Origin of the sequence: Streptomyces flavofungini (genome assembly GCF_030388665.1) — a bacterium.
Lineage (GTDB): Bacteria > Actinomycetota > Actinomycetes > Streptomycetales > Streptomycetaceae > Streptomyces > Streptomyces flavofungini_A.
This window is the reverse complement of the sequence record NZ_CP128846.1, coordinates 7,877,097-7,889,795: the sequence shown is the minus strand read 5'-3', so window position 1 is coordinate 7,889,795 and position 12,699 is coordinate 7,877,097. Positions and strand designations below refer to the sequence as shown.

The window sequence follows — 12,699 nt, the reverse complement described above, 5'->3', positions numbered from 1 at the left end:
CCGTGATCCAGATCCAGGCCGCGCTGTTCTGGGCGTACGCGGTGGGCGCGACCTTCGCGCTCGCCGCGGGCCGCCAGCTCCAGGTGTGGGAGCGGATCAACGCGGGCGAGGGCCCGCGCACCCGCAGCCGCGCCGCCAACCCCTATCTGGCCCTGACGGTCCTCTTCGCGGCCGTCCTGATGGTGCCGACCGGCCTGTTCCTGCTCTGGCAGAACCCGTCCTGGGCGACCATGCACGTCGCCGGGGGCCACGAGGGCGTATGGGCGGGCTTCGTCCTCTTCTACGCGGGCGGCGTCCCCGTCGCCGCGGTTCTCGGGTTCCTCGCCGCCCAGACGCTGGTCCTCGTGGGCGCCGGGTACTGGGCGTACCTGAATTGCGTGGGCGGCTACTTCCTGCTGTTCGGCACGCTCGTGCACGGCTGGGACGGCAGCGGCTACGAGCGCTTCCTGTCCCCCGGCGCGCGCGACTGGGCGGACTGGCCGCACGACAGCGTCGTCAACAACGCCCTGGACTTCCTCACGTCCGGCACGTTCCTCGCGCTGCTCGTCTTCGGCGCCGCCGTCATCGGCACCATGCTGATGACGGAGATCGGCTGGCTCCTGGAGGGCTGGTCGCTGCCCGGCGCCGACGAGGACCGCAAGGTGCACCCCGTCATCGCCGTCGCCATCGCGGGCGCCGGGGTGTACGGCCTGCCGTTCCTCGGCGCGGTCACGGCGAGCGTGCTGGTGCGGCTGCTCGGCGGCTGGCTGGGCCTGCCGCTGTTCGCGGTGCTCGCGGGGGTCGTGCTGCTGCCGGGGCGGTCGCCGGTGCGGCGGCTGTACGACCTGGTGGGGGTGCCGCATCGGCACTGGCGGGCGGACCTGGATCCGATGGCTGAGCCCGGCGCCACGACACCCGGCCCGGGCGGCCCGGCCGAGCCCGGTGGTGAGACTCAGCTCACAGAAGACCGACCTGGCTGACGAGCATCGCGAGGACGACGACGAGGGTCCAGCCCGCGAGGTGCTCCAGGACGTTCGGGCCGTCCTCGGGGCCGCCCGTGCGGGCCTGGGTGCGGACTGCGGTGGCAGAGGTCGCGGTCATATGGCTTCTCGCTGACGTTTTTCGGCCGACGGCGGCCTCCCCGGGCCGCACTGGCAGTGGTCATTCCCCCCACTGGCGTCTTCCACCTTGCCAGCCGTGCCCGCAATTGTGGGAGAGACGTTGGTCACTTGTCACCACAACTGCCGCTGATCGCCGTGCGTCTAAGACGGCGTACGTCCGCGCAGCATCCGACCGAAAGGTTTCCGATGAGTACGTTCAGGACGCCCCGCCGCAGCAGAGGCACCGGAGCACGGCTCGCGCTCGCGGCGGCCGTGACGGCGGCGGCCGCCCTCACCGGACCGGTCTCGTACGCCACGCCCGCGGCAGCGGAGAAGCCCTCCCCCGGCGCCCCCGGGCTCGGCGACCCGATGTTCCCCCTCGACGGCAACGGCGGATACACCGTCGACCGCTACGTCCTTGACTTCGACTGGCAGGCCCCGAAGACCCCGTTCGCGGCGTCGGCCACCATCAAGGCCACCGCCACCCAGGCCCTGTCCCGCTTCAACCTCGACTTCGGCGGCAACACGCTGCGCGCGGTCACCGTCGACGGCAAGGCGGCCGCCACCTCGCGCGACGGCGACGAGCTGACGGTCACGCCGAAGTCGCCGATCGCCAAGGGCCGCGCCTTCACGGTCAAGGTCACCTACACCGCCGACCCCACCCAGACGCGGCACCGCGACGACGCCATCGAGGACTACGGCTGGATCCCCACGCCCGACGGCACGGTGGTCTATCCCCAGCCCAACGGCGCCCGCCTGATCTTCCCGGCCAACGACCACCCGAGCCAGCGCGCGCCGATCACCTTCAAGATCACCACGCCGAAGGACCGCACGGCCGTCGCCAACGGCAAGCTGACCAGCAAGAAGAAGGTGTCCGGCGACCGGGTGCGGTGGACCTACGACTCCGAGCAGCCGCTGTCCACACAGCTCGTGCAGCTCGCCGTCGGCAAGTTCACGATGGTCGACAGCACCGGCCCCGGCGGCCTGCCGCTGCGCGACATCGTCCCGGACGCGCTGGTGGAGCCCACGGCGAAGTACCGCAAGCTCACGCCCGAGCACCTGAGCTGGCTGGAGCAGAAGCTCGGCAAGTACCCCTTCAACCGCTACGGCATCCTCGTCGGCGACACCGACCTCGGCGTCGCCCTGGAGACCCAGACGCTCTCCCTCGTCCCCAAGGCCGACCTGCTCGGCACGCAGGTCGACGCCGAGCGGAACCTGGTCCACGAGCTGGCCCACCAGTGGTTCGGCGACAGCGTCGCCCTCGCGAGCTGGTCCGACCTGTGGGTCAGCGAGGGCCACGCCCGCTTCTACGAGCGCATGTACTCCGAGGAGCACGGCGGCGACAGCTTCGAGGCCGCGATGAAGGCCGCGTACAAGGCGCACGACCAGTGGCGCCGCGACTTCGGCGCGCCCGCGGAGCCCACCGAGCCGAACCTCTTCAAGCGCATGCGCTACGACGGTTCGGCGCTCGTCCTGTACGCGCTGCGCGAGAAGGTCGGGGACGCGACGTTCCAGAAGATCGAGCGGGCCTGGGTGAGCCAGTACCGCGGGAGGGCCGCGAGCACCCAGGACTACATCGACCTCGCCTCGAAGGTCTCGGGGCAGGACCTGGAGGGCTTCCTCAAGCCCTGGCTGTACGGCGCGAAGACCCCGCCGATGCCGGGCCACCCGGACTGGGTGGTGGACCCGGCGACCTGAGCGACCGGGCGCCCCGCACGGCGAAGGCCGCGCACCGGGCCCCGTCCCACCGGGACGGGGCCCTTCCCGCTTCAGCGCACGCCGACGGCGAGCAGCGCGCGCACCTGCTCCTTCGTGCGGTGCACGGGGAAGTACAGGTAGCAGACCCCGCCGGTCCCCGACACCACCTTGCCCTGGGCGTTCCTGCGCTTGGTGCGGAGCCAGATGTTCTCGAACTCCCGCCGCTCGTAGACCCGGCGCACCGCCGGGTTGCTCGGCGACGCGGGGTCGTTGGCGATCACGTCGCCGCTCTTGGTGAAGCCGATGACGGTCATGAGGTGGCCCGCGGTGCCGTAGCCCGCCCCGGTCAGCTCCTCCTTGAGGAAGGACTGGGAGGTGATGACCGGGATGCCCGCCTTGATCAGCCTCTCCAGGTCGGTCAGCGAGCCGAGCCGGGTGACGACGCCCTGCATGTCCTCGTACGTCGCCGCGTAGGCCGCGTTGAACGGCCAGTTCCCGCAGCCGCCGTACTGGTGGTCGTAGGTGAAGCGGGCGGCGTGGCACACCTGCGGATCGGCGAAGGCGGGGTCGACCCAGGCCAGGTCCGCGGCCGTCGGCTCGCGCCCCCAGTACTCCAGGATCATCTGCGACGACGTGGGGCTGCACCAGGCCTCGCCGCCGTTGTCGTACTCCGGGTACTGGCCCTTGTGGATCTCCTGTGAGTAGCGCGGCACCTTCAGCTCCTTGGCGAGGCCGGGCGCGGCGGCGGGCACCGTGAAGCGGTCGGGCACCGCGGAGGCCATCGCGCCGAGCCGCCACACCGTGGGCGTGAGCGCGCTGCCGGGCGTGCGGTACAAGGTCAGCCGCAGCCGGTACGCGACCACGCGCAGGCCGCTCGCCGCGTCGTCGACGGACAGCGTGTCCGTCCAGACGGACGTCCTGCCGTCGGACTGGTCGTCCACCGAGGTGCGCCGGATGACGGCGGCGTCGGCGTCCTCGCGGTCGTCGCCCGAGTTCCAGCGGCCGAGGACGTACCAGGGGGACGTGGCGCCGTCCGAGTACGTCGCTTCCAGCTCGACCTGGATCCAGGTGCCGGTGGGGGTGCGGGCGTTCCAGGAGGCGATGGCTTCCGTGGCGGGGGTCGCGGGGCGGTGCGCGGGCCCGGTCCACTGGGCGTACTCCCAGGTGGTGGCCCTGCCGGTGTGCGGGTCCGTGTAGTCGGTCGTCCCCACGGGCGTCGCCACCTCGACGCCGGCGCGGCCCTTGCCGACGACGCGGGTGCCGTGGGCCGTGCCCGAGCCCCAGTCCTTGTGGGAGACCCAGAAGCGGTTGTCCACGAGTCGCTCCGCGCGGGGCGGGCGGCGCCGGGACGCGGGGGCGGCGCCCGCGGGGGGCACGGTGGCGGCCGCGGCGGCCGCCACGGCCGCGGCTCCGGCCGCCGTGGTGAGGATTCTTCTGCGGGACATGCCTTCAGCTTGGTCCATGGACGGGAGCCCCCAGTCGATGGGTTCCGGCCGCAGCCGGAGCATGATGGTCAGGTACACGACAGTTCACCAACTATGGCCGTGCACCGACGGGTTCTGCCAGTGATCCGACCCCGGCAACGCCGACCACTATTGGCCTCTACCACTGGTATGACCTGCGACAGCGCACTGAACCGCACACGCGCCCCACGATCCGCGCCTCGCGCGCCCCGGCCCGTAGGCTGGCCCGCGATGACCCATACCGACCGCCCCGCCCCCCTCCCCGACCCCGCGGACCGCCCCGGGCCCTCCGAGCTCCCCGACCACCCCGACCACCCCGGACTTCCAGCACTTCCGGAACTTCCCGCGCTTCCGGGGTCTCCAGGACTTCCGGGACTCCCCCGCCTCGCCGACGCCGTGCGCCACCTGCCGTCGTCCTGCGGCCCGGTCCGGGTGGTCGCCGTCGACGGACACGCGGGCTCCGGAAAGTCGACCTTCACGGCGCGGCTCGCGGAGGCACTCGGCGGCGCCCCCGTGCTCCGCCTCGACGACATCGCGAGCCACACCGACCTGTTCGACTGGACGGACCGGCTCCTGCGGCAGGTCATGGAACCCCTGTCCCGAGGCGAAACGGCGCACTATGCGGCGTACGACTGGCACGCGCGCCGCTTCGGGCCTGCCGACCGCCCGCTGCCCGCCGCCCCCGTCGTCCTGATGGAGGGTGTCGGCGCGGGCCGCAGGGTGCTAAGGCCGTTCCTCGCGGGCCTGCTGTGGATGGACCTGCCCCGCGACACCTCCTGGGCGCGCGGACGCCGCCGGGACGGGCCGGACCTGAGTGGCTTCTGGGACGGCTGGGAGGCGGCCGAACGACGACATTTCGCCGAGGACCCGTCGCGCCCCTTCGCCCAGTTGCTCGTACGCGAGTTGCCTGAGGGGTACGAGTTGCTGCCGGGGCCCGACGAGGCGGCAGCACTGACCCAAATCGTCACTCAGGGTGAAGACCCGTCGGCAGCGCGCTGAACCTGCGGAAGACCGCTCGTGGGCCCCGTGGCCAGTTTCCGCGAGTGCCCCAACTCGGCTTGACCCAGGGGCCTTACAGGACTTACGTTCTCAATGTGCGGCCTTTCGGGTCGCCGACAGACGCGAAGCCCCCGGTTGTTCCCCCGTGATCGGGGGCTTCGTTCTGCCCTCCGCCCCCTTTTTCCCAGCGCCATGAGCCGCCGATCGCTCACCCTGGGTCACCATCGGGCCTCTTCTTGCCGAGCACCCCCAGGAGCCCCCGCCGGAGATCCAACGCTGCGGCACCCTACGGCCGAGCCCTGCCACGCAGGTACGATGCATCGTGGTGCGACTTCGGACGGCTGCTGCGGACACCACATCAACTCCCGTCCGCGGCACGGCGGTTCAGCTCAGTTGCCGGCGGGCACCGGCCCGGTGGTACACAAACGGGGGCACGGTTTGTGGGGGACGTGATGGACTTCGGCACCCAGGGCGCGACGGCCCCGGCGGACCTCGCCTGGCTGCGGGGCGTCGACGCCTACACCATGGGCGCCTATCCGCAGGCCGAGGAGGAGTTCAGGGCCGCGGTGCGCATGGACCCGGGCATGGCGGACGGCTGGCTCGGGCTGCACGCGCTGCGCATCGACACGACGACCGCGCTGCTGCGGATGTTCCAGCACCGGGACCGCTTCGGCGAACAGCGCGCCCGGCACGTGCGCACCCTCAACTCCTGGTACTGGCTGGGCTGGTGGGTGCAGCCCGTCCTTGAGTCCACCCGCGACCTGCTGCTCGCGCACGCCTCGCACTGGCTGGACGGCCGCCATGTGCCCGAGCTCGACCGGGCCCTCGCCGGGCTGCCGCCGGTCGACGCCGACACCCAGGTGCGGTTCCTGCACGCCTGCCGCGCCTACCTGGTCAAGGACTGGGAGCAGTTGGTGCGGCACACCGACCCGCTGATCGACGACGCGATGCTCGGCATCGAGGCGGGCCTCTTCGGCGGCATGGCACGGGTGCGCCTGGAGATGTTCGGGCAGGCCGAGCCGCTGCTCTCGGCCGCGCTGATGCGCTGCCGCAGCGAACAGCCGCAGCGCAAGGAGCTGCGCTACTGGCTGGCCCGCGCGCACGAGGGCACCGGCAGGTCCGCCGCCGCGCTGCCGCTGTACCGGGCGGTGCACCGCGTCGACCCCGCCTTCATGGACACCTCCGCCCGGCTCGCCGCCATCGCCGAGGGCGACGGCTACGACGACGCCGCCGACCTGGCCGCGATCTCCCTCACCGGCGTCGGCCAGGACGCCCTCGACGGACCCGACGGCGTGGACGCGCTGTTCGGCGCCGAGGGCCGCGACCTGAAGGTCACCGAGCCCGAACTGCCGCCCGGCGGCGGACCGCCCGACGCCGACACGGTGCGCGAGAAGGCCGTGATCCCCATCAAGCCCGCCCCACGCCAGCCCCCGCCCGGCCCCACCGACCCGGCCCTGCTCGAACAGGCGCTCGCCGAGCTGGAGCGGATGGTCGGCCTCGAACCCGTCAAACGCCAGGTCAAGGCGCTCTCCGCACAGCTGAACATGGCCCGCTTCCGGGCCGCCCAGGGCCTGCCGGTGCAGCCGCCGAAACGACACTTCGTCTTCTCCGGCCCCTCCGGCACCGGCAAGACCACCGTGGCCCGCATCCTCGGCCGGGTCTTCTACGCCCTCGGACTGCTCGGCGGCGACCACCTCGTGGAGGCCCAGCGGGCCGACCTGGTCGGCGAATACCTGGGCCAGACCGCCGTGAAGGCCAACGAGCTGATCGACTCGGCGATCGGCGGCGTCCTCTTCGTCGACGAGGCGTACTCCCTGTCCAACTCCGGCTACGGCAAGGGCGACGCGTACGGCGACGAGGCGCTGCAGGTCCTCCTGAAGCGGGCCGAGGACAACCGCGACCACCTCGTGGTGATCCTCGCGGGCTACCCCGAAGGCATGGACCGGCTGCTCGCCGCCAACCCCGGGCTCTCCTCACGCTTCACGACACGCGTCGACTTCCCCTCGTACCGGCCCCTGGAGCTCACCGCGATCGGCCAGGTCCTCGCCGCCGACAACGGCGACGTGTGGGACGAGGAGGCTCTGGACGAACTGCGCTCCATCAGCGGGCACGTGGTCGACCAGACCTGGATCGACGAGCTGGGCAACGGACGGTTCCTGCGCACGCTGTACGAGAAGAGCTGCGCCTACCGCGACCTGCGGCTCTCCGGCTATCCGGGGGCGCCGACCCGGTCCGACCTGTCGACCCTGCGGCTCCCGGACCTCATGCAGGCGTACGGGGAGGTCCTCTCGGGCCGGGGGCCGACCGACCCGGCCGGGGGCTGAGCCGACGACCGTGGCGCGGGGCGCCGCCGAGCCGCCTGAGCCGACCGCCTGGGACGCCGGTGGGCCGGGGCCGCACGGCCCTCCCCCGCCGCCCCGGCCCACCGGCCCACCGGCCCACCGGCCTCAGCCGACCAGCTCCTTCCCCCGTACGTCCCGCGCGCCCCGGCTCCGCACCGCGTGCGCCGCCGGAGGCACGGCCACCCGGTGCGCCGGGTCACGGACCTCGCCGACCAGGAGCTCCAGGACGTCCTCCAGGGCGACCAGGCCGAGCACCTTGCCGGACGCGTCGGCCACCTGGGCCAGGTGCGTCGCGGAGTGCCGCATCACGGTCAAGGCGTCGTCCAGGGGCAGTTCGGCGCGCAGGACCGTCATCCGGTGCCAGATGTGCTGGGGCACCGCGCGGTCGGTGTCCTCCAGGTCCAGGACGTCCTTCACGTGCAGATAGCCCATGAAGGCGCCGGTCTCCGCACGGACCGGGAACCGGGAGTAGCCCGTGCGCCCGGTGAGTTCGACGACCTGCGCCGGGGTGACCGAAGGACCGACCGTGACCAGGGAGGCCCGGTCGAGCAGGACGTCCGTCACCGGCCGTGACCCCAGCTCCAGGGCGTCCTCCAGGCGCTCCTGCGCCCGCGGGTCGAGGAGACCCGCCTGCCCCGCGTCCTCCACCAGACGGCCCAGCTGCACGCTGGTGAAGACCGCCTCCACCTCGTCCTTGGGCTCGACCTTGAACAGCCGCAGGATCAGCCGGGCGCAGGCGCCGAGCGTCACCGTGACCGGCCGGCACAGGCGCGCGAACGCGACCAGGCCGGGGCTGAGCCAGAGCGCGGTCCGCTCGGGTGCCGCCATCGCGAGGTTCTTCGGGAGCATCTCGCCGATGACGAGGTGCAGGAAGACGACGGCGGCGAGTGCGATCACATAGCCGAGGGGGTGGGCCATGCCCTCGGGCAGGCGCACCGCGTGGAAGAGCGGTTCGAGCAGCCGCGCCACGGTCGGCTCCGCGACGGCGCCGAGCGTCAACGAGCACACGGTGATGCCGAACTGGGCGGCGGCCATCATCTGCGGCAGATGCTCCAGGCCGTACAGGACCTGGCGGGCCCTCTTGGACCCCAGCGGCTCGATCTGGCTGCGGCGTACGGACACGAGCGCGAACTCGGCCCCCACGAAGAAGCCGTTGGCGAGCACGAGCAGGACGGCGAGCAGGAGTTGGAGCGCGCTCATCGGACGGCCTCCGGAACCGGGGCGCCCACCCGGTCCACGGCCCCGCCGGCCGCCTCGCCGGGCGCCCCGGCCGGGTCCCCGGTCCGCACCAGGCGCACCCGCTCGGCCCGGAAGTGCCCGACCTGGCGGACCGCGAGCCGCCAGCCCGGGAGTTCGGCCCGGTCGCCGGGTGCTGGGATGCGGCCGAGCAGATCGGCGACCAGTCCGGCCACGGTCTCGTACGGCCCCTCGGGGATGTCGATTCCTATGCGCCGCAGGGTGTCGACGCGGCAGCCGCCGTCGGCGTCCCAGGCGGGTCTGCCGTCCTCGGCCGGTGCGGCCGCGAGGTCGGGCAGGCCGTCCTGGTGGTCGTGCTCGTCGCGGACCTCGCCGACGAGTTCCTCGACGATGTCCTCCAGCGTGACCACACCGGCCGTGCCGCCGTACTCGTCGACGACCACCGCTATCGGCTGCTCGCTGCGCAGCCGCTCCAGGAGGGGCTGCACGGGCAGCGTCTCCGGCACGAGCAGCGGGGACTTGGCGATCCGGCCGACGGGGGCGCGCAGCCGCTCGTGCGCGGGGACCGCGAGGGCGTCCTTGAGGTGGACCATGCCGATGACCTCGTCGATCCGCTCCCGGTAGACCGGGAAGCGGGACAGGCCGGTGGCGCGGGTCAGGTTGACCACGTCCTCGGCGGTGGCGGACGACTGCAGGGCGCTGACCTTCACGCGGGGCGTCATCACGTGCTGCGCGGTGAGTTCGCCGAGCGAGAGTGTGCGCACGAACAGGTCGGCGGTGTCCTGCTCAAGGGCTCCGGCGCGGGCCGAGTGCCGGGCGAGGGAGACCAGTTCACCGGGGGTGCGGGCGGAGGCGAGCTCCTCGGCGGGCTCGACCCCGAGGGACCGCACCAGGCGGTTCGCGACGGAGTTGAGCCCGGCGATGACCGGCCGGAACAGGCGGGAGAAGGCGGCCTGCGGGCCCGCGACGAACCGCGCGACCTGCAACGGCCGGGACACCGCCCAGTTCTTGGGCACCAGCTCACCGATCACCATCTGCACCGCGGAGGCCAGGAGCATGCCGACGGCCACCGCGACTCCCGAAACCGCCCCTTCCGGTATGCCCGTCGAGGTGAGCGGGCGGGCGAGGAGGCGCGCGAGGGCGGGCTCGGCGAGCATGCCGATGACGAGCGAGGTGATGGTGATGCCGAGCTGGGTGCCCGACAGCTGGAAGGAGAGTTCCTTCAGGGCGCCGACGACCGTGCGCGCCCGGCGGTCGCCGTCGGCGGCGGCCTTCTCGGCGTCGGGCCGCTCGACGGTGACGAGGCCGAACTCGGCGGCCACGAAGAAGCCGTTGGCGAGGATCAACAGGAAAGCCGCTCCGAGGAGCAGCAGGGGGATGGTCATGATGCCGCCGCCTCGCCCGGTGCTCGGGTCCCCGGATGTCGGGAGGGGGCGGCGCAGGTACTACAGGACGATCCGTCCATCGCCGGAGAGGGTCACTCCTCGGTTAGCAGGAGCCCCGTGCCGGCCGCGCCGGCCGTCCGGGGCGGGGCGGCACGTGGTGTCCGCCCCGCATCCAGATTAATCAAGACAGGCGTCGGCGCGTCAGTTCGGGATCCCCCGAGTCCTCCCGGATTCCGGCCCTTGGGGGATTCCCCGGTCGGGGTCCTTCAGCCGGTCTCGCTGCCGGAGCGCGCCTCGACCAGGGCCCGCAGCGCGCGGGCGTCGCTGACGGCGCGCTGCTTGGCGATGCCCGGCTGGATGCCGAGGGCGGGCAGGCTGGTGCCGTCGGTCAGGTCGAGGAACACCCAGGGGTCGCCGGGGCGCAGATTGACCCGGACGATCTCGGCCCACTCCAGGCGGCGGCTGGTGGCGATGTTGACGACGGTCACGCCCGTCTCGTCGGCGACCACCTTGGGCCTGCTCAGCAGGACGAGCACGCCGAGCAGCAGCGCGCCGGTGAAGACGAAGCTGGTCCGCTCCCCCGGGCTGAGGTTGGGCAGCAGCACGGAGATCACGACGAGCGCCGCGAAGACCGCGGCCCCGGCGGTGAGCAGCACCGCCCGGGTGCGGGCGGGCCGGAACGTGACGGGCAGGGCGGTTGCCGAGGGCCGGTCGGACCGGTCGGACATGGCAGACGTCGCAGACATGGTGGTGGGTTCCGGCGCGGTCACAGGCGGCAGGCGTGGATGGCCGTGGTCAGGATGGCGCGCGCTCCGATGGCGTACAGGTCGTCCATGACCCGCTGCGCGTCCTTGGTGGGGACCATGGAGCGGACCGCGACCCAGCCCTCGTTGTGCAGCGGGGAGATGGTCGGCGACTCCAGGCCCGGGGTGAGCGCCACGGCCTGCTCGAGGTGTTCGGCGCGGCAGTCGTAGTCCATCATCACGTACGTCCGGGCGACCAGGACGCCCTGGAGGCGGCGCAGGAACTGCTGCACCTTGGGGTCGTCGGCGGCGGCTCCGGTGCGCCGGATGACGACGGCCTCGGACTTCATGATCGGCTCGCCGAAGACCTCGAGGCCCGCGTTGCGCAGGCTGGTGCCGGTCTCGACGACGTCCGCGATGACCTGCGCGACGCCCAGCTCGATGGCGGTCTCCACGGCGCCGTCGAGGTGGATGACGGAGGCGTCGACGCCGCTGTCGGCGAGGTGCTTGGCGACGATGCCCTCGTAGGAGGTGGCGACGGTGCGTCCGGCCAGTTCGTCGATGCCCTGGGCGGTGCCGGGCTTGGCGGCGAAGCGGAAGGTGGAGCGGGCGAAGCCGAGTGGCAGGATCTCCTCGGCGTTGGCGCCGGAGTCGATCAGGAGGTCGCGTCCGGTGATGCCGATGTCGAGCTTGCCGGAGGAGACGTAGATGGCGATGTCGCGCGGGCGCAGGTAGAAGAACTCGACCTCGTTCTCGGGGTCGACGAGGACGAGTTCCTTGGACTCCTTGCGCTGCTGGTATCCGGCCTCATGGAGCATCGCCGACGCAGGTCCGGACAGTGAACCCTTGTTGGGAACGGCGATGCGCAGCATGAGGTCGGATTCCTTTGCGTGAGGAGTGACTGCGTGAGGAGTGACGGCTTGCCTGTGGGGCGACTTCGGCGGGGCGGGCGGACGCTCTAGAGATGGGCGTACACGTCGTTGAGGGAGATGCCGCGGGCGACCATCATCACCTGGACGTGGTACAGGAGCTGGGAGATCTCCTCGGCGGCGGCTTCCTTGCCCTCGTACTCGGCGGCCATCCACACCTCGGCGGCCTCCTCGACGACCTTCTTGCCGATGGCATGGACGCCCTTGTCCACCAGCTCCGCGGTGCGGGAGGTGGCGGGGTCACCGTTGGCGGCCTTGTGCTGGAGCTCGGTGAAGAGCTCCTCGAAAGTCTTCTTGGACATGATGTCGTTCACTCTACGCGCCCGCGCCCCTGCCCTGCCGCCAGGGTTCGGAGATCGTGCGGAGCGTGGCCGCCGTGGCCACCGCGGCGGTGACCGCTTCGTGGCCCTTGTCCTCGTTCGAGCCCTCGATGCCCGCGCGGTCGAGGGCCTGCTCCTCGGTGTCGCAGGTGAGCACGCCGAAGCCGATGGGCACGCCGGTGTCGACGGACACCTGGGTGAGGCCCTGGGTGACGCCCTGGCAGACGTACTCGAAGTGCGGGGTGCCGCCGCGGATGACGACTCCGAGCGCGACGATCGCGTCGTAGCCGCGGCCCGCGAGGGCCTTGGCGACGACGGGCAGCTCGTAGCTGCCGGGCACGCGCAGGAGCGTCGGCTCGTCGATGCCGAGGTCGTGCAGGGCGCGAAGCGCGCCGTCGACGAGGCCGTCCATGACCCGCTCGTGCCACAGGGCGGCGACGACGGCGACGCGCAGGTCGCCACAGTTCTTCACGCTCAGTTCGGGGGCACCCTTGCCGCTCACGCGCTTCTCCTCGGGGTGTGTCGGGGCTTGTTCGGATGGCTT

The 12,699-nt window shown here is 72.3% G+C and carries 12 protein-coding genes; 4 read left to right on the top strand and 8 right to left on the bottom strand.

Annotated elements, in window-relative coordinates; translation table 11 throughout:
- Positions 1-2: 2 nt before the first annotated feature.
- A complete protein-coding gene (locus QUY26_RS33975) occupies positions 3-959 on the top strand; it encodes a hypothetical protein (protein ID WP_289953554.1) in 957 nt (318 codons plus the stop codon).
- Here the strand turns inward: QUY26_RS33975 and QUY26_RS33970 are convergent.
- Positions 937-1,080 carry an SCO1431 family membrane protein gene (locus QUY26_RS33970; protein WP_289953553.1) on the bottom strand — a complete coding sequence of 48 codons (144 nt, stop codon included), beginning with the start codon at positions 1,078-1,080 and terminating at the stop codon, positions 937-939. The two genes, QUY26_RS33975 and QUY26_RS33970, sit on opposite strands and share 23 nt — an antisense overlap.
- 206 nt (positions 1,081-1,286) lie before the next feature.
- On the opposite strand from QUY26_RS33970, the gene QUY26_RS33965 reads away from it, so the two are divergent.
- Positions 1,287-2,777 carry a M1 family metallopeptidase gene (locus QUY26_RS33965; RefSeq protein WP_289953552.1) on the top strand — a complete coding sequence of 497 codons (1,491 nt, stop codon included), beginning with the start codon at positions 1,287-1,289 and terminating at the stop codon, positions 2,775-2,777.
- Between the two features lie 71 nt (positions 2,778-2,848).
- Here the strand turns inward: QUY26_RS33965 and QUY26_RS33960 are convergent, their stop codons facing one another.
- Positions 2,849-4,240 (bottom strand): peptidase C39 family protein, encoded by a 1,392-nt coding sequence (locus QUY26_RS33960; protein ID WP_289956270.1) that lies wholly within the window; start codon positions 4,238-4,240, stop codon positions 2,849-2,851.
- Between the two features lie 231 nt (positions 4,241-4,471).
- Here QUY26_RS33960 and QUY26_RS33955 point away from each other — a divergent pair, with 231 nt between their 5' ends.
- The gene (locus QUY26_RS33955) at positions 4,472-5,239 is read left to right on the top strand and encodes a uridine kinase family protein (protein ID WP_289953551.1); all 768 of its coding nucleotides are present in this window, start codon (positions 4,472-4,474) and stop codon (positions 5,237-5,239) included.
- A gap of 452 nt (positions 5,240-5,691) precedes the next feature.
- Positions 5,692-7,563, top strand: coding sequence for an AAA family ATPase (locus QUY26_RS33950; protein ID WP_289953550.1), 1,872 nt, complete (start codon positions 5,692-5,694; stop codon positions 7,561-7,563).
- A 123-nt stretch (positions 7,564-7,686) separates the two neighbouring features.
- On the opposite strand, the gene QUY26_RS33945 is transcribed toward QUY26_RS33950, so the two are convergent.
- From QUY26_RS33945 to ribH, 6 genes are all read right to left on the bottom strand, one after another.
- On the bottom strand, positions 7,687-8,781 hold the full coding sequence (locus QUY26_RS33945; protein WP_289953549.1) for a hemolysin family protein: 1,095 nt from the start codon (positions 8,779-8,781) through the stop codon (positions 7,687-7,689).
- A complete protein-coding gene (locus QUY26_RS33940) occupies positions 8,778-10,163 on the bottom strand; it encodes a hemolysin family protein (RefSeq protein WP_289953548.1) in 1,386 nt (461 codons plus the stop codon). Before QUY26_RS33940 ends, QUY26_RS33945 begins: the two co-directional genes overlap by 4 nt.
- A 266-nt stretch (positions 10,164-10,429) precedes the next feature.
- Positions 10,430-10,909 carry a PH domain-containing protein gene (locus tag QUY26_RS33935; protein ID WP_436840448.1) on the bottom strand — a complete coding sequence of 160 codons (480 nt, stop codon included), beginning with the start codon at positions 10,907-10,909 and terminating at the stop codon, positions 10,430-10,432.
- Between the two features lie 20 nt (positions 10,910-10,929).
- The gene (hisG, locus tag QUY26_RS33930) at positions 10,930-11,778 is read right to left on the bottom strand and encodes an ATP phosphoribosyltransferase (RefSeq protein ID WP_289953547.1); all 849 of its coding nucleotides are present in this window, start codon (positions 11,776-11,778) and stop codon (positions 10,930-10,932) included.
- 86 nt (positions 11,779-11,864) lie between these two features.
- Entirely contained in the window at positions 11,865-12,137 is a 273-nt protein-coding gene (locus tag QUY26_RS33925; RefSeq protein WP_030560521.1) for a phosphoribosyl-ATP diphosphatase, read from the bottom strand.
- Positions 12,138-12,150: 13 nt separating this feature from the next.
- The gene (gene ribH / locus QUY26_RS33920; protein ID WP_289953546.1) at positions 12,151-12,657 is read right to left on the bottom strand and encodes a 6,7-dimethyl-8-ribityllumazine synthase; all 507 of its coding nucleotides are present in this window, start codon (positions 12,655-12,657) and stop codon (positions 12,151-12,153) included.
- Positions 12,658-12,699 lie beyond the last annotated feature (42 nt).